The 22,952-nt window shown below is 42.7% G+C and carries 19 protein-coding genes and 16 tRNA genes; 14 read left to right on the forward strand and 21 right to left on the reverse strand.

Translation table 11 applies throughout. From position 1 onward, the window contains the following. Positions 1–19 precede the first annotated feature (19 nt). The 10 genes from flgE (at position 20) to OCV27_RS03925 (ending at position 12,475) form a co-directional block, all read left to right on the forward strand. Entirely contained in the window at positions 20–1,324 is a 1,305-nt protein-coding gene (gene flgE, locus OCV27_RS03880) for a flagellar hook protein FlgE (RefSeq protein WP_125319380.1), read from the forward strand. Between the two features lie 212 nt (positions 1,325–1,536). Continuing rightward, positions 1,537–2,286, forward strand: coding sequence for a flagellar basal body rod protein FlgF (locus OCV27_RS03885; RefSeq protein WP_125319381.1), 750 nt, complete (start codon positions 1,537–1,539; stop codon positions 2,284–2,286). Positions 2,287–2,308: 22 nt separating this feature from the next. Beyond that, positions 2,309–3,097 (forward strand): flagellar basal-body rod protein FlgG, encoded by a 789-nt coding sequence (gene flgG / locus OCV27_RS03890; protein WP_125319382.1) that lies wholly within the window; start codon positions 2,309–2,311, stop codon positions 3,095–3,097. Between the two features lie 24 nt (positions 3,098–3,121). Continuing rightward, positions 3,122–3,901 carry a flagellar basal body L-ring protein FlgH gene (flgH, locus tag OCV27_RS03895; RefSeq protein WP_125319383.1) on the forward strand — a complete coding sequence of 260 codons (780 nt, stop codon included), beginning with the start codon at positions 3,122–3,124 and terminating at the stop codon, positions 3,899–3,901. Between the two features lie 52 nt (positions 3,902–3,953). Further along, positions 3,954–5,045 carry a flagellar basal body P-ring protein FlgI gene (locus OCV27_RS03900; protein ID WP_125319384.1) on the forward strand — a complete coding sequence of 364 codons (1,092 nt, stop codon included), beginning with the start codon at positions 3,954–3,956 and terminating at the stop codon, positions 5,043–5,045. Between the two features lie 8 nt (positions 5,046–5,053). Beyond that, positions 5,054–5,968 carry a flagellar assembly peptidoglycan hydrolase FlgJ gene (gene flgJ, locus OCV27_RS03905; RefSeq protein WP_125319385.1) on the forward strand — a complete coding sequence of 305 codons (915 nt, stop codon included), beginning with the start codon at positions 5,054–5,056 and terminating at the stop codon, positions 5,966–5,968. A gap of 281 nt (positions 5,969–6,249) precedes the next feature. Further along, positions 6,250–8,124: a flagellar hook-associated protein FlgK gene (flgK, locus tag OCV27_RS03910; RefSeq protein ID WP_125319386.1), complete on the forward strand. Its 1,875-nt coding sequence runs from the start codon at positions 6,250–6,252 to the stop codon at positions 8,122–8,124. A gap of 11 nt (positions 8,125–8,135) precedes the next feature. Next, complete coding sequence (gene flgL / locus OCV27_RS03915) at positions 8,136–9,329, forward strand: flagellar hook-associated protein FlgL (protein ID WP_125319387.1); 1,194 nt, start codon at positions 8,136–8,138, stop codon at positions 9,327–9,329. Between the two features lie 372 nt (positions 9,330–9,701). Continuing rightward, entirely contained in the window at positions 9,702–10,847 is a 1,146-nt protein-coding gene (locus tag OCV27_RS03920) for a flagellin (RefSeq protein WP_125319388.1), read from the forward strand. Positions 10,848–11,341: 494 nt separating this feature from the next. Continuing rightward, entirely contained in the window at positions 11,342–12,475 is a 1,134-nt protein-coding gene (locus OCV27_RS03925; RefSeq protein WP_125319389.1) for a flagellin, read from the forward strand. A 181-nt stretch (positions 12,476–12,656) separates the two neighbouring features. On the opposite strand, the gene OCV27_RS03930 is transcribed toward OCV27_RS03925, so the two are convergent. The 21 genes from OCV27_RS03930 to lolB form a co-directional block, all read right to left on the reverse strand. Continuing rightward, positions 12,657–12,741 (reverse strand) — tRNA-Leu (locus OCV27_RS03930). A gap of 52 nt (positions 12,742–12,793) precedes the next feature. Then, positions 12,794–12,868, reverse strand: a tRNA-Gln gene (locus tag OCV27_RS03935). A 30-nt stretch (positions 12,869–12,898) separates the two neighbouring features. Continuing rightward, a tRNA-Leu gene (locus tag OCV27_RS03940) sits at positions 12,899–12,983 on the reverse strand. Positions 12,984–13,035: 52 nt separating this feature from the next. Next, positions 13,036–13,110, reverse strand: a tRNA-Gln gene (locus OCV27_RS03945). 30 nt (positions 13,111–13,140) lie between these two features. Then, positions 13,141–13,225, reverse strand: a tRNA-Leu gene (locus OCV27_RS03950). Positions 13,226–13,273: 48 nt separating this feature from the next. Further along, positions 13,274–13,350: transfer RNA gene (locus tag OCV27_RS03955), tRNA-Met, on the reverse strand. 10 nt (positions 13,351–13,360) lie between these two features. After that, positions 13,361–13,445, reverse strand: a tRNA-Leu gene (locus OCV27_RS03960). Between the two features lie 52 nt (positions 13,446–13,497). Continuing rightward, a tRNA-Gln gene (locus OCV27_RS03965) sits at positions 13,498–13,572 on the reverse strand. 30 nt (positions 13,573–13,602) lie between these two features. Further along, a tRNA-Leu gene (locus tag OCV27_RS03970) sits at positions 13,603–13,687 on the reverse strand. Positions 13,688–13,739: 52 nt separating this feature from the next. Next, positions 13,740–13,814, reverse strand: a tRNA-Gln gene (locus tag OCV27_RS03975). 30 nt (positions 13,815–13,844) lie between these two features. Beyond that, positions 13,845–13,929, reverse strand: a tRNA-Leu gene (locus OCV27_RS03980). A gap of 28 nt (positions 13,930–13,957) precedes the next feature. Then, a tRNA-Leu gene (locus OCV27_RS03985) sits at positions 13,958–14,042 on the reverse strand. Between the two features lie 48 nt (positions 14,043–14,090). Further along, positions 14,091–14,167: transfer RNA gene (locus OCV27_RS03990), tRNA-Met, on the reverse strand. A 79-nt stretch (positions 14,168–14,246) separates the two neighbouring features. Continuing rightward, a tRNA-Gln gene (locus OCV27_RS03995) sits at positions 14,247–14,321 on the reverse strand. A gap of 30 nt (positions 14,322–14,351) precedes the next feature. After that, positions 14,352–14,436, reverse strand: a tRNA-Leu gene (locus tag OCV27_RS04000). Between the two features lie 37 nt (positions 14,437–14,473). After that, positions 14,474–14,550: transfer RNA gene (locus OCV27_RS04005), tRNA-Met, on the reverse strand. A gap of 268 nt (positions 14,551–14,818) precedes the next feature. Further along, positions 14,819–15,910, reverse strand: coding sequence for a redox-regulated ATPase YchF (ychF, locus tag OCV27_RS04010; RefSeq protein ID WP_125319390.1), 1,092 nt, complete (start codon positions 15,908–15,910; stop codon positions 14,819–14,821). 10 nt (positions 15,911–15,920) lie between these two features. After that, positions 15,921–16,511, reverse strand: a complete 591-nt coding sequence (pth, locus tag OCV27_RS04015) for an aminoacyl-tRNA hydrolase (protein WP_125319478.1) — start codon at positions 16,509–16,511, stop codon at positions 15,921–15,923. Between the two features lie 152 nt (positions 16,512–16,663). Continuing rightward, a complete protein-coding gene (locus OCV27_RS04020; protein ID WP_125319391.1) occupies positions 16,664–17,608 on the reverse strand; it encodes a ribose-phosphate pyrophosphokinase in 945 nt (314 codons plus the stop codon). A 29-nt stretch (positions 17,609–17,637) separates the two neighbouring features. Beyond that, the gene (ispE, locus tag OCV27_RS04025) at positions 17,638–18,507 is read right to left on the reverse strand and encodes a 4-(cytidine 5'-diphospho)-2-C-methyl-D-erythritol kinase (RefSeq protein ID WP_125319392.1); all 870 of its coding nucleotides are present in this window, start codon (positions 18,505–18,507) and stop codon (positions 17,638–17,640) included. Beyond that, positions 18,504–19,121 carry a lipoprotein insertase outer membrane protein LolB gene (gene lolB, locus OCV27_RS04030; RefSeq protein ID WP_125319393.1) on the reverse strand — a complete coding sequence of 206 codons (618 nt, stop codon included), beginning with the start codon at positions 19,119–19,121 and terminating at the stop codon, positions 18,504–18,506. The genes ispE and lolB overlap by 4 nt, the downstream gene beginning before the upstream one ends. A gap of 170 nt (positions 19,122–19,291) precedes the next feature. On the opposite strand from lolB, the gene hemA reads away from it, so the two are divergent. From hemA to OCV27_RS04050, 4 genes are read left to right on the forward strand one after another with little or no spacing between them, the layout of a single operon-like run. Continuing rightward, a complete protein-coding gene (gene hemA / locus OCV27_RS04035; RefSeq protein ID WP_125319394.1) occupies positions 19,292–20,548 on the forward strand; it encodes a glutamyl-tRNA reductase in 1,257 nt (418 codons plus the stop codon). Between the two features lie 56 nt (positions 20,549–20,604). Beyond that, positions 20,605–21,693: a peptide chain release factor 1 gene (prfA, locus tag OCV27_RS04040; RefSeq protein ID WP_125319395.1), complete on the forward strand. Its 1,089-nt coding sequence runs from the start codon at positions 20,605–20,607 to the stop codon at positions 21,691–21,693. A gap of 3 nt (positions 21,694–21,696) precedes the next feature. Continuing rightward, positions 21,697–22,566 carry a peptide chain release factor N(5)-glutamine methyltransferase gene (prmC, locus tag OCV27_RS04045; RefSeq protein ID WP_125319396.1) on the forward strand — a complete coding sequence of 290 codons (870 nt, stop codon included), beginning with the start codon at positions 21,697–21,699 and terminating at the stop codon, positions 22,564–22,566. Between the two features lie 2 nt (positions 22,567–22,568). Next, positions 22,569–22,952, forward strand: coding sequence for a SirB2 family protein (locus OCV27_RS04050; protein WP_125319397.1), 384 nt, complete (start codon positions 22,569–22,571; stop codon positions 22,950–22,952).

A 22,952-nucleotide genomic window follows, 5' to 3' on the forward strand; every position in this document is an offset into this window, starting at 1 on the left:
GCTAGATAGGAGATTTGGAATGTCTTATGTTGCATTAAGCGGTTTATCCGCTGCTCAGTTAGATCTGAATACAACCAGTAATAATATTGCTAACGCCGCCACCTATGGTTTTAAAGAATCACGGGCGGAGTTTGGAGATGTTTATTCTAACTCATTGTTCACTCATGCGAAAACGACACCGGGTCAAGGTGTGCAGGCATCAAAAGTTGCCCAGCAGTTTCATGAGGGATCAAGTATTTATACCAACAACCCAATGGACCTTAGAATTTCTGGGACAGGTTTTTTCTCTGTCGCCAAAGATCGCTTGCAGCCAGCAACAAATGAGCTGACACGAAACGGTTCATTTCACTTGAACAAAAACAATTACATGGTTACAGCGAATGATGAGTTTTTGTTGGGGTACCAAGTCAATAAAGATACTGGTGATGTATTATCCTATGAGGCTTCACCTATCAATATTCCTAAAGAGTTTGGTAAGCCAAAACAGACATCGAATATTGAGGTCGGTTTTAATCTACCAGCAGGCGCTCCTTTAAAAGATCCAGCTTTGTTTGATATTACAGACCCTGAAACTTATAACCGTTCTACTTCTTCGTCTATCTACGATTCGATGGGACAATCTTACAAACTGACGTCTTACTACCTTAAAGACGCGACTCAACCTAATACATGGTTAACCTATTATACTATCACAGATACTGATGGCGAGAAACCCATCAATATTGTTGGTGGGGATGCAACGTCACCAACAGGGCAAGTTGGACACACAATGAGGTTCAACAATGATGGTACTTTAGCTAGCATTAATAATAACCAAGATATAGTCACTGAGGCTCTGGGTACAGGAGCTAATCCAATTAACTTAAATGGTGCAGATGAAACTCAAATCTTGGCATTTGGACTAAAAGACGCGACACAATTTGCCGCTCCATTTGAGTTAACCAAATTTGATGAAGATGGTGCCACAACAGGTTTCTTAACCAAAGTTGATTTTGATGAAAATGGCAGTGTTTTAGGGACTTATTCTAATGGTGAGAATATTACTTTAGGACGGGTTGCTTTGGTGCGTGTGGCTAATGAACAAGGCCTTGATAAAAAGGGTAGCACCCAGTGGGATTCTACGCAGTTTTCGGGTTCTAAGATTTGGGGTGAATCTAATAAAGGGTCATTCGGTAGTGTTTCGAGTGGTACCTTGGAACAATCTAATATTGATATGACCCAAGAGTTGGTTGATTTGATTACAGCCCAACGGAACTTCCAGGCAAACTCACGTTCTTTGGAAGTTCATAATCAAACCCAACAGAATATTTTGCAGATTCGTTAAGACCATTTGTAAAATTTTAAGACATCCCGCATTTCAAGTACGGATAAGCTGGTGGCAATAGCCAGCTTATGACCTTGCCACCTCCGGCAAATCATTTCATATCTCTTCCCTCCCTTCAAACAATTTTAATATAAGTTCATGATTTTATATCACTTTACGACATGGCGTGATATTTGCTTTGTTTAAGGTAATTGTGATTGTAGGAGCAAATTATGGATCGTGCATTGTTTCTTGCTATGAGTGGTGCTAAGCAGAATATGCAGGCTATGCAGCTTAGAGCTAATAACTTGGCAAATGTTGGTACGACCGGTTTTCGAGCTGATTTAGCGCAGGCCCGCTCTATGCAAGCATATGGCGAAGGTATGCCTAGTCGAGTTTTTAGTATGACGGAGCGTCCTGGGCACAATTTTCAACAAGGTAGTGTCATCACTACTGGTCGAAGTTTAGATGTTACTATCCAAGATCAAGGCTGGATTGCGGTTCTTGACAGTATGGGTAAAGAAGGATTGACCAGAAACGGTAATATGAATATTGATGTTAATGGTTTACTTACGACTGGTGGGGGTAATTTAGTACTAGGCGAAACAGGTGCACCAATCACTGTACCAATCCCCGTGAGTAAAATTGAAGTGGGTAGTGATGGAACTATTTCAGTTGTCCCTCAAGGAGCTCCAGCAGACGCTATTGAAATTGTTGATCGTATTAAGCTAACGAGTACTAACAACCGCTCACTTTATAAAGATGTGAATGGAGTCTTTCGTTCCAAGGATCCAAATGTGGCATATGAAATGGATGCCAATGTTAAGCTGCTAACTGGTGCTCTGGAAGGCAGTAACGTCAATGCTATCGGGGAAATGACCAATCTAATTGACCTTCAACGTCAGTTTGAAATGCAGGTCAAAATGATGAGTACAGCTGAAGATATGGACAAAGCGTCAGATTCTTTGCTTCGTATGAGTTAACCAAAGGATTAGGAGAGAAGATATGCATCCGGCATTATGGGTAAGTAAAACGGGCTTAGATGCCCAGCAAACTAATATACAAACAATTTCAAACAACCTCGCGAATGCATCTACTGTTGGGTATAAGAAGAGCCGTGCTGTGTTTGAAGATTTATTTTACCAAAATATCAATCAGCCAGGTGGGCAATCTTCACAAAATACTGAGTTACCGAGTGGCTTGATGCTAGGAGCTGGGTCAAAGGTAGTTGCTACACAGAAAGTGCATACACAGGGTAATACGCAAACTACGAATAATAGCCTAGACATGATGGTTGAAGGTGACGGCTTTTTCCAAATCTTGATGCCAGATGGCAACATTGGCTACAGTCGAAATGGTCAGTTTACCGTAAATGACGAAGGGATTATTGTAACTTCTGGTGCAGGCTATTCACTTGAACCAGAAATCGCTATTCCCGAAGACGCTATAAGCATTACAGTTGGAACGGATGGTGAGGTTTCGGTTCGAATACGAGGTCAACAAGAAAACCAAGTGCTGGGGCAGATAACAACCGTCGATTTTATTAATCCAGGTGGTCTTGAGCCCATTGGACAGAACTTGTATCTACCTACTGGGGCAAGTGGTGATCCTCAAGAGGGGGTACCGGGTTTTGATGGGTTTGGTGATATTCGTCAATCCATGTTAGAAACATCTAATGTCAATGTGACAGAAGAGCTGGTCAATATGATTGAAGCTCAACGTGTCTATGAAATGAACTCTAAAGTTATTTCAGCAGTTGATAAAATGATGAGCTTTGTAAATCAACAATTATAAACCTGAGGTAATGAGGAGATTGTTATGAATCGTTTACTGACCATTATTTCACTAGTTTTACTTTCAGGTTGCTCGATGTTGGAAGCTCCGATTGAAACCTCTGATATTGTTCAAGGTACCACTACAGTGGACGCTGTTGAAGGCGATAAATCAGAGGAGGAGAGCTCAGGTATTATTGATACATTGCGTGGTAGAACCGACCCGCTTGCAGGAGACCCTGCATGGGCACCTATTCACCCGAAACATAAACCAGAACATTATGCGGCAGAAACAGGGTCGTTATTTAACATTTCTCACGCAACCAGTTTGTATGATGATTCTAAGCCTCGTGATATTGGTGATATTATTACTGTTACTCTGGATGAAAACACAAAGGCTGCAAAAAGTGCGGATGCGGATCTTTCGAAAAATAATGATGCATCAATGGATCCACTCGAAGTTGGTGGCCAGCAACTCAATATTGGGGATTATAATTTTTCCTACAATTTGAGTAATGACAACTCGTTTAGTGGCAGTGCTGCGGCTAATCAAAGCAATAGTATTTCTGGTTCGATTACCGTTGAAGTTATTGAGGTTTTAGCAAATGGGAACCTTGTTATCCGAGGTGAAAAGTGGCTGTCTCTTAATACTGGAGATGAGTATATTAGACTTAGTGGTACCATACGATCAGATGATATTTCTCATGAAAATACAATAGCATCAAATCGTATTTCTAACGCTAGAATTCAATATTCAGGTACTGGTACTCAACAAGATATGCAAGAACCTGGATTTTTGGCACGATTCTTTAATGTTGCTCTTTAAAACTTACTAAAGTCGAAGTTTTGGCGCTATGGTATCGAGTGAAGGTAACCTAATGAAAATATTAATACTACTACTGACTTGCATTACAATGGTTTCGACGCAAGCCTATGGCGCACGGATTAAAGATATCTCGCAAGTGGCTGGTGTACGAGCAAACCAGCTAGTTGGGTATGGTTTAGTAACGGGATTACCAGGGACTGGTGAGTCTACTCCTTTTACTGACCAAAGTTTTAATGCCATGCTAGAGAATTTTGGGATCCAGCTTCCGGCGGGTACTAAACCAAAATCAAAAAATGTAGCCGCAGTGATTATCACTGCTGAACTCGCGGCATTTGCTAAGCAAGGACAAACGATTGATGTGACTGTTACTTCTATTGGTGCTGCAAAGAGTCTTCGTGGTGGAACATTGATGCAGACCATGCTCAAAGGGGTTGATGGGCAAATTTATGCCGTTGCACAGGGCAATTTAGTGGTCAGTGGCTTTAGTGCAACCGGTGCAGATGGCTCAAAGATCGTTGGTAATAACCCTACAGCAGGCATGATATCTAATGGAGCGATAGTCGAACGAGAAATACCTTCACCATTTGGTCGCAGTGACTACATCACGTTTAATTTGCTTGAGTCGGATTTTACAACCGCTCAGCGTATGGCCGACGCAGTTAATAACTTTTTAGGTCCTCAAATGGCACAGCCAATTGATGCGACGTCGGTCAGAGTTCGCGCTCCACGTGATGTGTCTCAGCGAGTCTCTTTTCTTTCTGCGATTGAGAACCTAGAGTTCGATCCAGCGGAAGGCTCTGCCAAAATTATCGTAAATTCTCGTACAGGCACCATTGTGGTTGGTAAGCATGTGCGCTTGAAACCAGCAGCTGTGACTCATGGCGGAATGACAGTAGCCATCAAAGAAAATCTTAATGTTAGCCAACCTAATGCATTTGGGGGGGGGGAAACCGTTGTGACACCGGATACCGATATTGAAGTGACAGAAAAGCAGGGGAAAATGTTTAAATTTGAACCTGGCTTAACACTTGATGATCTCGTACGTGCGGTCAACGAAGTTGGAGCAGCGCCATCCGATTTGATGGCTATTCTACAAGCATTGAAGCAGGCTGGGGCCATCGAAGGCCAGTTGATTGTAATCTAGGGGGCAGCATGATTAATAATGGTAAGGATGTTGGGTTTATCCATGATATCGCCAATCTCGATAAACTCCGCCGGCAAGCAGTTGATGGTGATGAAAGCAGCGAAAAAGAAGCCTTGAGTGCTGCAGCAAAGCAATTTGAGTCTATTTTTACTTCCATGCTGTTTAAGTCAATGAGAGATGCTAACTCAACATTCGAATCTGGATTGATGGATAGCAAAAATCAGCAGTTTTATCGTCAAATGATGGATGAGCAGATGGCAAGTGAACTGAGTGCTACTGGCTCTCTAGGCTTAGCTGATATGATAGTTGCTCAGCTATCTTCGGGTTCAGTTGAAAATTCTAACGCAGCTGCTCGAGAAGTAAACTTTGAAGCTATGATGAGTAAGATTGATGGTATTCGTCAATCTGGATACGTATCCAGATCAGCACCCATAGAGCGGGCTCAAAGAGCAGAAGCGGAACCTTTTGACTCTCCACAATCATTTGTTATTACAATGAAACCTTATGCAGAAAAAGCAGCGAGTGCACTTGGTGTCGATTCTTCACTTTTATTGGCTCAAGCAGCCTTGGAAACTGGCTGGGGGCAAAAAGTAATTGGTAATAGCCGTGGAAGTAGCCATAACTTGTTCAATATCAAAGCTGACAAAAAGTGGGCTGGAGATAAAGTCGCCAGTCAAACGCTAGAATATCATCAAGGTATTCCAGTCAAAGAAAGTGCTGCGTTTAGATCATACTCGAATTTTGAGGATAGCTTTAACGATTACGTCCGTTTTTTAAATGAAAACCCTCGGTATAATGCTGCTCTTCGTCATCAAGGAAGTGATGAGCAGTTTATTAATGGTATCCATCAAGCGGGTTATGCAACGGATCCTGCTTATGCTGATAAGGTCTTAAGAGTTAAAGCTAAAATCGAACAGATGTAAATAGATGGATGAACAATCAAAAGAGAAGGAATATGATAGTCGTTATTGACACTGGAGGTTAAGTGTCAATACTAATGACCCGCACCCGCACCCGCACCCGCACCCGCACCCGCACCCGCACCCGCACCCGCACCCGCACCCGCACCCGCACCCGCACCCGCACCCGCACCCGCACCCGCACCCGCACCCGCACCCGCACCTAAACTTGGTATACATCTTGCTTTATAACTAATTAAGGATATTTAGTTGTACTGCTTTTATTAGGCTTTCCTGGGGGCGATATGGCATCTGATCTACTGGGCCTTGGTGCACAAAGTGTACTCACTGCTCAGAGACAACTTAACACCACCGGACATAACATCTCTAATGTGAATACAGAGGGTTATAACCGCCAGTCGGTGATACAAGGTACTAACATGCCACACCAATACGGTGGGGAAACCTATGGTATGGGTGTACATGTGGACAATGTTCGCCGCTCTTGGGATCAGTTTGCCGTTAACGAGCTCAACCTTTCCACCACTAATCATGCCCATAAAGTAGACGATGAAGAAAACTTAGAGATGTTGTCTAGTATGCTGGACTCTATCGCTTCGAAAAAGATACCAGAAAATCTTAATGAGTGGTTTGACGCTGTTAAGTCACTCGCTGATAGCCCAAATGATGTCGGAGCTCGAAAAGTGGTATTGGAGAAGGCAGATCTTATTACTCAAAATCTTAATGATTTCCATGAGACTGTCCGTTTGCAATCTGATGTGGTCAATAAAAAGCTCGATCTCGGCATCGAACGAGTGAACCAGTTAGCACTTGAAATAAGAGATATGCATCGGCTGATGATGCGTACACCTGGACCACATAATGATCTTATGGACACCCATGAAAAGCTTATCGCTGAACTTTCCGAATATACAAAAGTTACTGTGACACCTCGTAAAAATGCTGAGGGCTTTAACGTTCACCTTGGCAATGGTCACACTCTAGTCTCTGGCACCGAAGCAAGCCAACTTAAGATGATAGATGGGTACCCCGATGTTCATCAGCGCAGATTAGCAATGATTGAAGGTAAAGGGATGAAAGCTATTACCACGCGAGATATAGACGGAAAAATCGGTGCAATGTTATCAATGAGAGATGAGAAGATCCCTTACCTTATGGATGAATTGGGAAAAATGACGACTGCATTCTCCCACGACATCAACCAGCTTCAAACACAGGGGTTAGATTTAAGGGGTAATGTAGGTGGTTTGATATTTACTGATGTAAATTCACAAGTTGTTGCTAAGTCTCGCGCTGTTACCTCATCAGATTCTTTAGCAGATATTGAAGTGTATATCGAGGATCTTAGCCGTTTAGTTGGAGGAGAATATTCACTTCAATATACCGATGGCGATTACTACATAAAACGCCCTAGTGGAGAGCAGTCAATTGTCCCTGTGATTAATAACTCAATTTACCTTGATGGGATCCGCATAGATATAAAAAATGATCTTAAAACGGGTGAAAGAGTATTGATAAGACCGACTAGAAATGCGGCTGCACAAATTCAGATGGAGACGAATGACCCTTCTGAAATTGCTGCGCAAAGCTATGAGGCTTCTACAACTTTTGCTCAAGGAAGTGCCGAGTTTTTCATTGTTAATGCTGGAGACTTACGTGAATTTGAGGTGATTATTTCACCAAATGGCCAGCAGTTTGCCGTGACGGATACAGATGGGAATATTCTTTTGTCGCCTCAGGCTTATCCTCCATCTGGACCTGTAACAGTTTTAGGGACCTCGTTTGCAATAACTCCAGGAGCGCTGCCTAATGACAAGTTTACGGCAAACCTTGTCCCTTCAGAAGGTGGCAATGGTAACCTACTGAATATGCAAGATATCCAGACTAAAAAGCATTTAAATGATGGAGAATCTACCGTTTTAGACCTTTATCATAATTTAAATACTGATGTTGGACTGCAAATGTCGACCGCTTCACGTCTTACAGATGTTTCTCGTTTGGAGAAAGAATCAGCACAGGAACGTATTGCGACTATTTCAGGGGTTAACTTGGATGAAGAAGCAGCCAATATGATGAAGTTCCAGCAAATATACATGGCATCTTCGCGTATTATGCAGGCTTCAAATGATACTTTTAACACTATATTGGCGTTAAGGTAGGAGGCAGATAAATGATGACTAGAATTTCAAGCTTCCACAATTATGAAGCTGTGCAGAATGATATCCGTCGTCAGGAATCTAAAATTCATCACAATCAGGCTCAACTCGCTTCGGGTAAGAAACTGTTGACGGCGAGTGATGATCCCTTGGCAACTCATTATATCCAAAATATAGGTCAACAAAATGAGCAGCTACGTCAGTTCACGGATGCCATTGTGTTAAGCCGAAATCGTCTAGAGCACCATGAAGTTATCATTGCTAATGCTGAACAATATGCTGACGAAGCCAAGCGCACCGTAATGGAAATGATTAATGGTTCGTTATCACCTGAAGACCGAATCGCAAAGCGTCGTGAGTTACAAGAAATCGCTAACAACTTTTTGAACTTGTCTAACGTGCAGGATGAAATCGGTAACTACATATTTGCGGGAACTAAGCCTAAGAATCAACCTTTCTTCCGTGATAAAAACGGGGATATTTCCTATGCCGGTGATGATTATCAACGCAAGATGAAAGTATCGAACAGTTTAGAAATACCGATAAACGATCCCGGTAGCAAAGTATTCATGGAGATTGATAATCCATTTGGTGATTTTGAGCCAGAGTATGAGTTAAATGATACTTCTGATTTGCTGCTTGAGCGAGCCATAAATCTCAATCAAGATGATCAGTCAGTCTATAAAGTCACGTTTGTTGAAATGCCGGATGGAAATTTTGGTTATCAACTTGAGCGTGATGGCGCTGTGGTAAGTGCGGATACTTTTAACCCGTCTACTGGAGTGAAGTTTGAAGATATTACTATACAAATAAAGGGACAAATCACCAAAGGTGATGCAATTTCTTTAGTTCCAAAAAAATCATACAGCCTTTTCGATACTTTTAAGCAGGCTATGTTGCTTTCTGAAGGGTCTGTGTCAGATACATCTAATACTGCCGAGTTGCATCAGATTACGGAAGAGTTTCATGCTGGATTTATTCACCTCAATAAATCGAGAACAGATGTAGGTGCTCGTTTGAATACCTTAGATATTCAAGAAGAGCAACATGAGGATTTTAAACTGACATTGGCGAAGTCAAAGAGCACTTTTGAAGATCTAGATTATGCCGATGCAGTTATCGAATTTAATGAAAATTCACGCGCATTACAGGCTTCTCACAAAGCCTTTGGTAAAACAAAAGAGTTAACACTATTTAATTATATCTAGCTTCAGTGCCATACGTGCTCTGCCGTATGTGCGAAGTGAGATAGAGTCACCTGGTTAGAATATTGTTGTTTAAGCAGTGGCAACCAAGTGGCAAATAAGCGGCAACAAGATTGCCGTTGCGGGATATCGGCAAACCTAGTTAGGCAAAAACCTAGATGGATGGCTGGTAAAGTATTGAAAACAAGTATGAAATTTAATTTTCTATTGGTTTTTAAAAGTTGGCATACTACTTGTATTCTTGTAAGCAAGAGTTTAACTAGCAGGTTTTAAGTAGGTGATGCCTACTTAGCAAGTCATCTACGGTCAGTGCTTCCAACTGAGATTAAGCTGGCCGCTTCGCAAGCACTTGCGAACTCAATAGGAGAGCAGACTATGACCATTAATGTAAATACTAACGTGTCGGCGATGACCGCCCAGCGTTACTTGACCAAATCGACGAATGACTTGAACACCTCGATGGAAAGACTTTCATCTGGGCACAGAATCAACAGTGCGAAAGACGATGCGGCTGGTCTACAAATATCTAACCGTTTGACAGCACAAAGTCGCGGCCTAGATGTGGCAATGCGTAACGCCAATGATGGTATTTCGATTGCTCAGACAGCAGAAGGTGCCATGAACGAATCAACTATTGTTCTGCAGCGAATTCGTGACTTGTCACTACAATCGGCAAATGGTACTAACTCTCTCTCAGAGCGAGTGGCTCTAAATGAAGAAGTAGTGGCACTGCAAGATGAATTAAACCGTATCGCCGAAACCACATCTTTCGGCGGACGTAAGCTTCTGAATGGATCATTTGGAGAATCAGCTTTCCAAATAGGTGCAAGTTCTGGTGAAGCCATTATTATGGGGTTAACCAGTATACGTGCTGATGAACCTAAAATGGGAGGTCAGTCATTCATAGCAGACCCACTGCAAGGTAAAGACAAAAACTGGGGTGTGCCGACTACGGCAAGAGATATCAAATTTGAGTTTACCACCAAAGATGGTGAGGCCATTACTTTAGATATTCTTGCTAAAGAAGGCGATGACATTGAAGAACTGGCCACTTATATCAATGGTCAAACAGACAAAATAAGCGCTTCGGTTGACCAAGATGGGCGTCTGCAGGTTTTTGTCGCTGAGCCCCACATTGAAGGTAACTTAAATATTTCTGGTGGCCTTGCTACTGAGGTTGGTTTAAATGGTGGCCCAGGCGAGTTGACCACAGTTAGAAATATTGATGTAACTACGGCTGGTGGCGCGCAAAATGCGGTAGGCATTGTAGATTCAGCTCTGAGGTATATTGATTCACAGAGGGCAGACCTTGGTGCGAAGCAAAACCGTTTAAGTCATAGCATCAATAACTTGGCAAATATTCAAGAAAATGTAGCAGCATCAAATAGCCGAATCAAAGATACTGATTTTGCTAAAGAAACAACAGCATTAACTAAAGCACAAATATTGCAACAGGCGGGTACATCAATACTTGCTCAAGCAAAACAGTTGCCAAACTCTGCAATTTCGTTATTGCAGTAGTAGTGAATACTTTCACTAGCAGTACCCAGACGTGGGTTAGTGAAAGCATTCCGGCAAGCATAGGCTTCTTAGTTGTATAGAGCTCTCTCACAGTCGCTCTTCATACTTTAAAGTCTATGTATACGGAAGCCAGGCAGTGATCATTTCTCTCGATCTCCACAATGGCAACCACAATAGCCCCGGTTCTCTCAAAGGAAAAGGGGCTTTTCTTTTTTTATCATGAACTTAATGTATTGTTTGTTAGCCTTTTTTCCTAGACTTTTCTTCGTACCCACCGGCCAATACTCAAAAATCTTTAGCTTACGATTTAATATCTGTAGGCCAGATCAATCTATTTATGTTTTCCATCAGTTTGGATGGGAATTTCATAGTTTGTCCTAAAGTAAATTATTTCTGCGTCGCTAATAAGGGTACTTTGAGAGAACTTGGTTTACCGAGACGTCGGAAACCTTTCGAAACTTCCGAACTACGGAAAATCAATAGGAGTAACCACTATGGCGGTTAATGTAAACACTAACGTTGCAGCAATGACGGCACAACGCTATTTAAATAGCGCGACAGCTGCCCAAGAGACCTCGATGGAGCGCTTATCTTCAGGGTTTAAAATTAACAGTGCTAAGGATGATGCAGCTGGTATGCAGATTTCGAATCGCTTATCCTCACAAAGTCGAGGGCTAGATGTAGCGGTACGAAATGCAAATGACGGCATATCCATTACGCAAACAGCTGAAGGTGCAATGAATGAAACGACTAACATTCTGCAGCGGATGCGAGACCTTTCCTTACAATCTGCAAATGGCTCAAACTCTAAATCTGAACGTATTGCACTGCAAGAAGAAGTCACAGCACTCAACGATGAGTTGAACCGTATTGCGGAAACAACATCTTTTGGTGGTAATAAACTACTTAATGGTACATTTGCAACTAAGTCTTTTCAGATTGGTGCAGATAATGGTGAAGCCGTTATGCTGACCTTGGAAAACTTACGTAGTGATAATGCCATGATGGGTGGCAGTATCTATGTGGCGGCTGAAGCGAAAGATAAAGATTGGGGAGTAGATGCTGCTGCTAATGAGCTAACCATCGGTTTTAATGATGTTTTTGGTGATGCACAAACTATTACTATCAATGCTAAAGAAGGGGATGATATTGAAGAGTTGGCCACCTATATCAATGGTCAGAACGATATGGTCAAAGCTTCTGTTGGTGATGATGGTAATATACAGATATTCGCTGGTAACAATAAAGTTGATGGTGCTCTGACTTTTGGAGGCTCGTTGTCTGGTGAACTCAACTTTGGTGCTGCTGAAGATATAACGGTAGATACGGTTAATATTACTTCAGTTGCAGGTGCTCAAGAAGCGGTCGCTATTGTTGATACAGCGTTGCAATTTGTTGATAGCCATCGTGCAGAGTTAGGTGCATTCCAAAACCGCTTTAGTCACGCAATTAGTAACTTAGATAACATTAACGAAAACGTGAATGCATCTAAGAGTAGAATTAAAGATACTGATTTTGCGAAAGAAACAACAGCACTAACTAAAGCTCAGATCCTAACTCAGGCATCGAGTTCTGTTCTTGCCCAGGCAAAGCAAGCGCCCAACTCAGCGTTGGGGCTTCTAGGCTAAGAAAGTAATATATTAGCTAAATAGAAAGTCATGACTATAAGTAAAAATCCAGCATTAGCTGGATTTTTTATTTTTAATCGGGGGAAATATTGAAGTAATAGAATAAGATGGGTTTTGATATAGAGAATTAATACAATGAGATATGTGTTCTAATTAGCAGGTATTTGTAGCCATTAAATAATGGTGCGGAAGGAGAGACTTGAACTCTCACACCTTGCGGCGCCAGAACCTAAATCTGGTGCGTCTACCAATTCCGCCACTTCCGCAACTAATTTTGTAATCGGCCAGATAATTGGTGAATCTGACTGATATTATATATGGCAGGTCTACCTGGATTCGAACCAGGGAATGGCGGCATCAAAAGCCGCTGCCTTACCACTTGGCGATAGACCTACAGGGTTAACTGCAACAGTTAACAATTTATGGTGCGGAAGGAGAGACTTGAACTCTCACACCTTGCGGCGCCAGAACCTAAATCTGGTGCGTCTACCAATTCCGCCACTTCCGCAACTAATTTCGTAATCGGCCAGATAATTGGTAAATCTGACTGATATTATATATGGCAGGTCTACCTGGATTCGAACCAGGGAATGGCGGCATCAAAAGCCGCTGCCTTACCACTTGGCGATAGACCTACAGGGTTAACTGCAACAGTTAACAATTTATGGTGCGGAAGGAGAGACTTGAACTCTCACACCTTACGGCGCCAGAACCTAAATCTGGTGCGTCTACCAATTCCGCCACTTCCGCGTCTTGACTCTACAGGACTGATAGCCAAGGCTAACAATCAAAAATAAATGGTGGCTACGACGGGATTCGAACCTGTGACCCCATCATTATGAGTGATGTGCTCTAACCAGCTGAGCTACGTAGCCATTCAAATAATGGTGCGGAAGGAGAGACTTGAACTCTCACACCTTGCGGCGCCAGAACCTAAATCTGGTGCGTCTACCAATTCCGCCACTTCCGCAACTAATTTTGTAATCGGCCAAATAATTGGTGAATCTGACTGATATTATATATGGCAGGTCTACCTGGATTCGAACCAGGGAATGGCGGCATCAAAAGCCGCTGCCTTACCACTTGGCGATAGACCTACAGGGTTAACTGCAACAGTTAACAATTTATGGTGCGGAAGGAGAGACTTGAACTCTCACACCTTGCGGCGCCAGAACCTAAATCTGGTGCGTCTACCAATTCCGCCACTTCCGCAACTAATTTTGTAATCGGCCAAATAATTGGTGAATATGACTGATATTATATATGGCAGGTCTACCTGGATTCGAACCAGGGAATGGCGGCATCAAAAGCCGCTGCCTTACCACTTGGCGATAGACCTACAGGGTTAACTGCAACAGTTAACAATTTATGGTGCGGAAGGAGAGACTTGAACTCTCACACCTTGCGGCGCCAGAACCTAAATCTGGTGCGTCTACCAATTCCGCCACTTCCGCATAAACTGTATTTGTAGAGTTATCAAGATGGTGCGGAAGGAGAGACTTGAACTCTCACACCTTACGGCGCCAGAACCTAAATCTGGTGCGTCTACCAATTCCGCCACTTCCGCGTCTTGACTCTACAGGACTGATAGCCAAGGCTAACAATCAAAAATAAATGGTGGCTACGACGGGATTCGAACCTGTGACCCCATCATTATGAGTGATGTGCTCTAACCAGCTGAGCTACGTAGCCACTCGTGAGCGAGATAATATAAACGTTCCCGCTCGTAGTGACAAGCCCTTTTTCCCAAGGCTTGGCACTTTAAAATAATTGGCAGGTCTACCTGGATTCGAACCAGGGAATGGCGGCATCAAAAGCCGCTGCCTTACCACTTGGCGATAGACCTACAGGGTTAACTGCAACAGTCAACAATTTATGGTGCGGAAGGAGAGACTTGAACTCTCACACCTTGCGGCGCCAGAACCTAAATCTGGTGCGTCTACCAATTCCGCCACTTCCGCATCTATTCCTAATAACTTTAATCAAAGCTTTTAGGAATGGTGGCTACGACGGGATTCGAACCTGTGACCCCATCATTATGAGTGATGTGCTCTAACCAGCTGAGCTACGTAGCCATACCGTAATATGTTCTCTACAATAACTTAGTTTATTGTTGGGAACGGCGCGCATTATGCGAAGTTGAGGCAAAGTCGTCAACAATTTTTTTGAATAAATGCCGTGAAATCAACTGTTCGGTTTTTTTTTAAACAAAGAGGCGTGTTAATGAGTAAAAAGTGATGGCAAAATGAAGAACATTTACCAAGTTTATTTATTTGATTACTCAAGCGAAAAAATAAAGCCAGCATGGCTGCTGGCTTTTACTGTCAATAACTTGCGTTAAAATTACACGTTAAAGCGAAAATGCACAACATCACCATCTTTAACGATGTAATCTTTGCCTTCCAAACGCCATTTACCCGCGTCTTTTGCACCACTTTCGCCTTGGTATTGGATAAAGTCATCGTAACCGACGACTTCTGCACGGATAAATCCCTTTTCAAAGTCAGTATGGATTTTACCTGCAGCTTGCGGTGCGGTGGAACCCACTGGAATTGTCCATGCTCGTACTTCTTTCACGCCAGCAGTAAAGTATGTATGCAGAGTTAAAAGTTCATAACCTGATCGAATCACTCGGTTTAAACCTGGTTCCTCAATACCCATATCGGCAAGGAACTCTTCTCTGTCTTCATCTTCAAGTTCTGATAGCTCAGATTCGATTGATGCGCAGACAGGTACAACAACATTATTTTCTTTGGCGGCAAATTCACGTACTGCATCAAGGTATGAGTTGTCTTCAAATCCATCCTCGTTGACATTGGCAATGTACATGGTTGGTTTCAGAGTTAAAAAGTTAAGGTAGCCTATCGCTACTAGTTCTTCTTTGGATAGCTCTACAGTGCGAGCCATGCCGCCTTCAGTAAGAACGGGAAGAAGCTTTTCTAGTACGATTAATTCGAATTTTGCATCTTTATCGCCACCTTTTGCCTTCTTAGTATTACGCTGAATCGCACGTTCACATGAGTCTAAATCAGCCATTGCTAACTCTAGGTTGATGACTTCAATATCTTCAATTGGTGAAACTTTACCAGCGACGTGGACAATGTTTTCATTTTCAAAACAACGCACTACGTGGCCTATGGCATCAGTTTCACGGATGTTGGCAAGGAATTTATTACCTAATCCTTCTCCTTTAGAGGCGCCAGCAACTAGGCCTGCGATATCCACAAATTCCATTGTAGTTGGTATGACTTTCTGGGGGTTTACTATTTTCGCTAAGGCGTCAAGGCGTAAGTCAGGTACAGGAACGACACCAGTGTTTGGCTCGATTGTACAGAATGGAAAGTTAGCTGCTTCGATTCCAGCTTTAGTTAGTGCGTTAAACAGAGTTGACTTACCTACGTTTGGTAAACCAACGATGCCACATTTAAAACCCATGATAATAACCTTATTCTGCTTTGAACGTGTGTAGACGGTTTTGCGCTTTAGCTAAGCCATCCTTTAGAAGGATATCCAAACAGCGCACAGCTTCGTTAGTGGCTGCATCAAGGAGTTCTTGCTCCTTAGCTGGAGCTTTACCAAGTACAAAACCAGCTACTTTATCTTTGTGTCCAGGATGGCCTATACCAATCCTGAGACGATAAAAATCTTTGCAATTACTAAGCTTACTTATGGTGTCTCGCAGACCATTATGTCCACCATGACCTCCACCTTTTTTAAACTTAGCGATACCTGGAGGTAAATCCAGCTCATCGTGTGCTACCATGATTTCTTCAGGCTTTATTTGGTAAAATTTTGCCAAAGAGGCAATAGATTTACCTGATAAGTTCATAAAAGTTGTTGGGATAAGCAAACGAAGATCTTGTCCATAGATGACGATACGTCCTGTTATACCAAAAAACTTAGGCTCATTTTTGAGTGAGATGTTATGAACGCGAGCAAGGTCTTCAATAACCCAAGCTCCAGCATTATGACGAGTTTTAGAGTACTCAGGGCCTGGATTTGCCAGTCCGACGAGAAGTTTGATTGATTGGCTCAAAGTAAAAATCTCAGTTGGTATCTCAAAAGCGCGATATGATAGCACAGAAACATTCTTATGAGCGAGGTATACATTTGCTATCCAGCCAGCAAGAAAAAACACCCCTAAAAAGGAGTGTTTGTGAAATTGGAGCTATCAGATTGTTATGTAGCTTAATTAAACATCGCAGAAATAGATTCTTCATTACTAATACGACGAATTGCTTCTGCGAGCATACGAGATAAGCTTAGTGTTGTGACTTTGCCTGTCGACTGCATCTCTTTGGTCAGAGTGATTGAATCCGTTACGATTATTTGATCAAGTACTGAATTTTTAATGTTCTGATGAGCGTTACCAGAGAAAACAGCGTGAGTAGCATAGGCAAAAACACGTTTTGCTCCACGCTCTTTTAAAGCTTCTGCCGCCTTACACAACGTACCTCCAGTGTCGATCATATCATCAACGATGACACAATCTCGGTTTTCTACATCACCAATCAGGTTCATTACTTCAGAAACGTTAGCGCGAGGGCGGCGTTTATCGACAATGGCGATATCAATGTCACCAAGCGCTTTAGCCGTTGCGCGAGCTCTGACGACCCCACCTAAATCTGGAGAAACGACAACTGGGTTTTCAAGTCCCCGAGCTTCCATATCATCAAGTAATACCGGTGTTCCAAAAATGTTATCTACAGGTACATCAAAGAAGCCCTGAATTTGTTCTGCATGTAAATCAATGGTGAGTACACGGTCAACACCGACATTCGATAGGAAGTCAGCAACGACTTTGGCTGTAATTGGAACACGAGCAGAGCGGACTCGACGATCTTGGCGAGCATAGCCAAAATAAGGGATGACGGCTGTAATACGGCCCGCAGAAGCGCGGCGCATTGCGTCAATCATCACGACCAGTTCCATTAGGTTATCATTAGTTGGTGCGCAGGTAGATTGGATGATGAACACATCACTACCGCGAACATTTTCGTTGATTTGAACGGCGACTTCACCATCCGAAAAACGAGAAACAGTTGCATCACCAAGGGAGATGTATAGACGATCAGCAATACGTTGGGCTAGTTCAGGTGTAGCGTTACCAGCAAATAGCTTCATATCAGGCACGGTGGAAACCTCAGGGTTGCGTCCAGTATTTAGATTATATTGTGAGCTAAGTGATACTTAGCAAGTGTCTCATACAGAGGCGAAATGTTTTTTCCTCTTGCTACGAAAGCGGAGACATTGTCAGGCAATAAATCAAGAACCTTATTGGCCTCATTTTGGCTAGAAAACTCAGCAAAAACGCAGGATCCGGTCCCTGTCAGTCTTGACGGAGCATATTGTAACAGCCAAGAAAGTTGCTTATCAACCTCTGGATACAGCATTCGAACAACTTTTTCGCAATCGTTTTCGTATTCACTGCCAAGAAGTAAGGTTAGATCACGCTTTGGAGAATTTCTACACAATAGTGGGTGAGAAAAAATATCGGCTGTGGCGATGGATACTCCAGGTCTTACAACCAAATAATATTTTTCTTCAGGGTGTGCTTTGGTTAATTGTTCACCAATCCCCTCGGCAAAGGCGGCGAAGCCTTGTGTAAATACGGGGACGTCAGCACCAAGTGTTAAACCAATTTCTGCTAGCTCATGTTCAGAGAGATTAACTTGCCAAAGGTGGTTTAGGGCAACGAGAGTGGTTGCCGCATTAGAGGAGCCACCGCCAATCCCGCCGCCGATAGGTAATCGCTTGTTCAATTGAATATTAGCACCGAACTTACAGCCTGACTTTACTTTTAGTGCCATAGCGGCTCGGTAAATTAGGTTATCTTTAACGGCTAGGTTGGGTAGTTCAGGCCGAATGGAAATCTCGCCGGTGTGGTTAGCAGTAATAGTTAGGTCATCACCATAATCGAGGAACTGAAAGAGTGTTTGCAAATCATGGTAGCCATTATCCCTTTGCCCCGTAATGTATAAGAATAGATTGAGTTTTGCGGGCGATGGCCAATGGGTTGTCTCACAGATCATTGTTCAATATTCCAGTTAGAGATGATTATATTGATTGAAATATCCCCTTGCGTTAGCTTGAGTTTGTGGGGGAGAGGAATAGTGTGGCTTTGATATTGAATATCCTGATAACTTAGATATTCGAGCTGCCATAGCTTACCTTGTACTTGTTTCGTCAATGAAGCCAATGTATTAGTATCATTAAGCTGATAATTATCAGCGCCTTTCGGACTACCAAGGAGCCAATTGTTGAGTTGTTCAATAGGTAAATTTAGTCCGGTAAGACGATAAATTAGAGATTGGGCATCATTGGATGTGAATGTTTCATCTTGATAGGTTTCAATAGATGACCCATCAGGGGTAATTTTTAGGTTTAGTGCAGTTTGACCGAGAAACGTTGTCAATCTTAGTTGCTTGAATGCAGCACTATGTTTCCACTGAAAGTTTAATGATTGTCGCTGCTGAGGAGAAATATAGCCCAGTTTTCCATTAGCTTTGTAATCGTCTATGGAGGCCAATCTTTGTTGTTGGGTTTGCCATTCGACATTGATGGTACTAGGGTCAATGGAGGCACACCCTGAGAGAAATAAGCCACTGAGTATAAAATTAAGAAAGAGACGAGAATGGACCGTCATTGTTTAATGTTTATCCGATTGAGTCACTATTATGGGCCACACTATAACATTGAAATCACGAAGTCATGAAAACATATCCTTAATGTCCTTTAATTAAAGTGGGTCATAAAGTAAAATTCTGTCTTTGTTTGCTTGTTTGCTTATTTGCTGATTCAGAGAACCTCGATTACATGTCATTGCTTGCTATCGGTATTAACCACAATACGGCTTCCGTTGATTTACGTGAGAAAGTCGCATTTGGGCCGGATAAATTACCACAAGCGCTTAAGCAATTAGGTGAAAACCCCTATGTGAACGGCAGTGTTATCATCTCTACCTGTAACCGAACTGAGATCTACTGTGATGTCAAAACGCTAGGGAAAAGTAAAGTTATAGATTGGCTAGCACAATTTCACCAGTTAAGCCCAGAAGCTTTAAAACCCAGTTTATATATTTACGAAGAGCAGGCTGCTATTCGTCATTTGATGCGTGTATCATGCGGATTGGACTCTCTTGTTCTTGGAGAGCCCCAAATCTTGGGACAAGTAAAGCAAGCTTACTCAGATTCGCATCAGCATAAATCTGTCGACACTGCGATGGATAAAATGTTTCAGAAAGTATTCTCCGTTGCAAAACGTGTCCGTACAGAAACAGATATTGGTGGCAATGCAGTTTCGGTTGCTTACGCAGCTTGCACGCTTGCCAAGCATATTTTTGAATCACTCCGAGAGTCGACAGTTCTTTTAGTTGGTGCTGGCGAAACGATAGAGTTGGTTGCTAAGCACCTAGCAAGTAATGGTTGCTGTGATATGATCGTAGCGAATCGAACTTACGAGCGAGCTCAACCTTTGGCTGAGCAGTTTGGGGCACAAGTGATCGGTTTGCCTGATATACCTAATCACCTTGCCCGCGCTGATATTGTGATAAGCTCCACCGCAAGCCCTTTACCCATTATTGGAAAAGGTATGGTTGAAACGGCGCTAAAAGCTCGCCGGCATCAACCCATACTGTTGGTAGATATTGCCGTTCCACGTGACATTGAGTCTCAGGTTGCGGAGTTGGATGATGCCTATCTATATTCTGTGGATGATTTGCAGTCGATTGTCGAAAACAATATGGAGCAGCGTAAAATAGAAGCTATTCAAGCTGAAGCTATAGTGAGTGAAGAAAGCGCGACATTTATGTCGTGGTTGCGCTCACTACAGGCAGTGGATAGTATTCGAGATTATCGCAATGCTGCGAACGATATTCGTGAGGATCTTCTCAGCAAAAGTTTGCATTCATTGGCTACTGGTGCAGAGCCAGAGAAAGTTCTGCTTGAGTTAAGTAATAAATTGACCAACAAGTTAATCCACGCCCCAACACGCGCTCTGCAAAATGCTGCTGAGCAAGGTGAGCCGGCTAAGCTTGCCATTTTAAGACAAAGTTTGGGTCTTGAAGACTCCTAAATATCCTTGGCTGGTTTCCGCCAGCCAATTTAATAGAACCCTGAGTTAAGAAAACTATGAAAGCCTCTATTCTAACTAAGCTAGAAACACTCGTTGAGCGGTATGAAGAAGTTCAACATTTGCTTGGCGAGCCAGATGTAATTGGTGACCAAGATAAATTCCGTGCTTTATCCAAAGAGTACTCACAATTAGAGGAAGTGACTAAGTGTTTTCAAGCTTTTCAACAAGCTCAAGAAGATTTGAAAGCCGCTGAAGAATTGGCAAAGGAAGATGATGAAGAGATGCGCGAAATGGCGCATGAAGAAATAAAAGATGCTCAGGAAAGTATTGAGCGCTTAAATGATGAGCTGCAAATTCTGTTAATCCCCAAAGATCCCAACGATGATCGTAATTGTTTCCTAGAGATTCGAGCTGGTGCTGGTGGTGATGAGGCGGGTATCTTTGCTGGAGATTTGTTCCGTATGTACAGCAAGTTTGCCGAGAAAAAAGGCTGGCGTATTGAGGTTATGTCCTCAAATGAATCCGAACATGGCGGATACAAGGAGATGATTGCCAAGGTCAATGGTGATGGAGTATATGGTATCTTAAAGTTTGAATCTGGTGGCCATCGTGTACAACGAGTACCCGCGACAGAGTCTCAGGGTCGTGTACATACATCAGCATGCACGGTAGCCATTATGCCGGAGATTCCAGAAGCTGAAATTCCAGAGATTAAAGCGACAGACCTAAAGATAGATACTTTTCGATCGTCGGGTGCGGGTGGTCAGCACGTTAATACAACAGATTCTGCTATTCGTATCACTCACTTACCGACAGGTACGGTAGTGGAGTGTCAGGACGAGCGTTCACAGCATAAGAATAAAGCAAAAGCAATGTCGGTACTTGCAGCTCGTATTAGTCAGGCTGAAGAAGCTAGACGTGCAGCTAAAGAGTCAGACACTCGTCGGAATTTACTTGGCTCGGGAGATCGTAGTGATCGTATCCGGACATACAATTACCCTCAAGGGCGGGTCTCTGATCATAGGATCAATCTTACAATTTACCGTTTGAATGATGTTATGGAAGGTGAGCTTGTTAGTTTGATTGATCCTGTTATTCAGGAGCATCAAGCGGATCAGCTTGCGGCACTAGCCGAGAATAATTGATCCATGAATGTGCCGTCTACTGTGGAAGAAACGCTAGCATTTGCGATTGAAAGGCTTAAAAAAAGTGGTAGTGATTCGGCTTCTCTCGATGCATCCGTATTGCTTTGTTATGTACTTGATAAGCAAAGGTCTTTCCTTTTAACATGGCCTGAAAAAATGTTGCCGGTGGAAGATGCTGAGATGTTTGAAGCCATTTTACAGCGTCGTTTGCATGGGGAACCAATTGCCTACATTGTGGGTGAGCGGGAGTTTTGGTCATTGCCGCTTCAAGTTGCACCAAGTACACTTATTCCTCGTTCAGATACTGAGCGTTTGGTGGAAATTGCATTAGAAAAAGCTCCTCACATACAGGGTGATATTCTGGATCTAGGTACTGGCACAGGTGCAATTGCTCTGGCCATTGCTTCTGAACTTCCACAACGTAAAGTTTGGGGGGTTGATGTGAAAGAGGAAGCGAGAAAATTAGCTGAGTCTAACGCGTTGAAGCTTGGAATTGAGAATACGACTTTCCTCTCTGGTGATTGGTTTGCTCCTCTGGAAGGTGAGGGTCAGTTTGCGCTGATTGTGTCTAATCCTCCTTACATAGAAAAGCAAGATCCTCATTTAGCTCAAGGGGATGTGAGGTTTGAGCCTTTAAGTGCTTTAGTAGCAGAAGACAATGGACTAGCTGATATTAAGCATATTTCTGAGCAGGCACTACGATTTTTACTGCCTGATGCTTGGTTAATGTTTGAACACGGATACGATCAAGGATCTTCTGTTAGAAATATTTTGAGTGCTTTGGGTTACCAGAGTATTACTACTTACAAAGACTATGGTGAGAATGACCGAGTAACTATCGGTCAGTTTTCGCCATGTCAGGAAGAGAAATAATTATGTACGAAGGTATAAAGCATCTTCATTTAATGACAGTCGTCATAAGCGCGACTTTGCTATCGCTACGTTATGCTCTGATGATGGCAAACTCAGATCTTTTGGAAAAAAAATTCCTCAAGGTCTTCCCACATATCAATGATACCTGTTTGTTACTTTCCGGCATCGGACTTATTTTCATTACAGGTTTTATTCCGTTTACCTCAGCAGCGCCTTGGTTAAGTGAAAAAATTACTTGTGTACTTGCCTATATAGCACTTGGATTCTTTGCATTAAAATTGGGTAAAAATAAATTGCTGCGGACTTTTGCTTTTTTTGGTGCTCTAGGCTGGCTTGCTATGGCGGGTAAAATTGCTGTAACTAAAGCCCCGATGTTTTTAGGTTAA

The sequence above is a fragment of the Vibrio pectenicida genome, assembly GCA_024347015.1.
Lineage (GTDB): Bacteria > Pseudomonadota > Gammaproteobacteria > Enterobacterales > Vibrionaceae > Vibrio > Vibrio pectenicida.

Coding starts and splice junctions, on each gene's coding strand:
- flgE (WP_125319380.1), top strand. CDS start 20: ATGTCTTATGTTGCATTAAGCGGTTTATCCGCTGCTCAGTTAGATCTG.
- OCV27_RS03885 (WP_125319381.1), top strand. CDS start 1,537: ATGGATCGTGCATTGTTTCTTGCTATGAGTGGTGCTAAGCAGAATATG.
- flgG (WP_125319382.1), top strand. CDS start 2,309: ATGCATCCGGCATTATGGGTAAGTAAAACGGGCTTAGATGCCCAGCAA.
- flgH (WP_125319383.1), top strand. CDS start 3,122: ATGAATCGTTTACTGACCATTATTTCACTAGTTTTACTTTCAGGTTGC.
- OCV27_RS03900 (WP_125319384.1), top strand. CDS start 3,954: ATGAAAATATTAATACTACTACTGACTTGCATTACAATGGTTTCGACG.
- flgJ (WP_125319385.1), top strand. CDS start 5,054: ATGATTAATAATGGTAAGGATGTTGGGTTTATCCATGATATCGCCAAT.
- flgK (WP_125319386.1), top strand. CDS start 6,250: ATGGCATCTGATCTACTGGGCCTTGGTGCACAAAGTGTACTCACTGCT.
- flgL (WP_125319387.1), top strand. CDS start 8,136: ATGATGACTAGAATTTCAAGCTTCCACAATTATGAAGCTGTGCAGAAT.
- OCV27_RS03920 (WP_125319388.1), top strand. CDS start 9,702: ATGACCATTAATGTAAATACTAACGTGTCGGCGATGACCGCCCAGCGT.
- OCV27_RS03925 (WP_125319389.1), top strand. CDS start 11,342: ATGGCGGTTAATGTAAACACTAACGTTGCAGCAATGACGGCACAACGC.
- ychF (WP_125319390.1), bottom strand. CDS start 15,910: ATGGGTTTTAAATGTGGCATCGTTGGTTTACCAAACGTAGGTAAGTCA.
- ispE (WP_125319392.1), bottom strand. CDS start 18,507: ATGATCTGTGAGACAACCCATTGGCCATCGCCCGCAAAACTCAATCTA.
- lolB (WP_125319393.1), bottom strand. CDS start 19,121: ATGACGGTCCATTCTCGTCTCTTTCTTAATTTTATACTCAGTGGCTTA.
- hemA (WP_125319394.1), top strand. CDS start 19,292: ATGTCATTGCTTGCTATCGGTATTAACCACAATACGGCTTCCGTTGAT.
- prfA (WP_125319395.1), top strand. CDS start 20,605: ATGAAAGCCTCTATTCTAACTAAGCTAGAAACACTCGTTGAGCGGTAT.
- prmC (WP_125319396.1), top strand. CDS start 21,697: ATGAATGTGCCGTCTACTGTGGAAGAAACGCTAGCATTTGCGATTGAA.
- OCV27_RS04050 (WP_125319397.1), top strand. CDS start 22,569: ATGTACGAAGGTATAAAGCATCTTCATTTAATGACAGTCGTCATAAGC.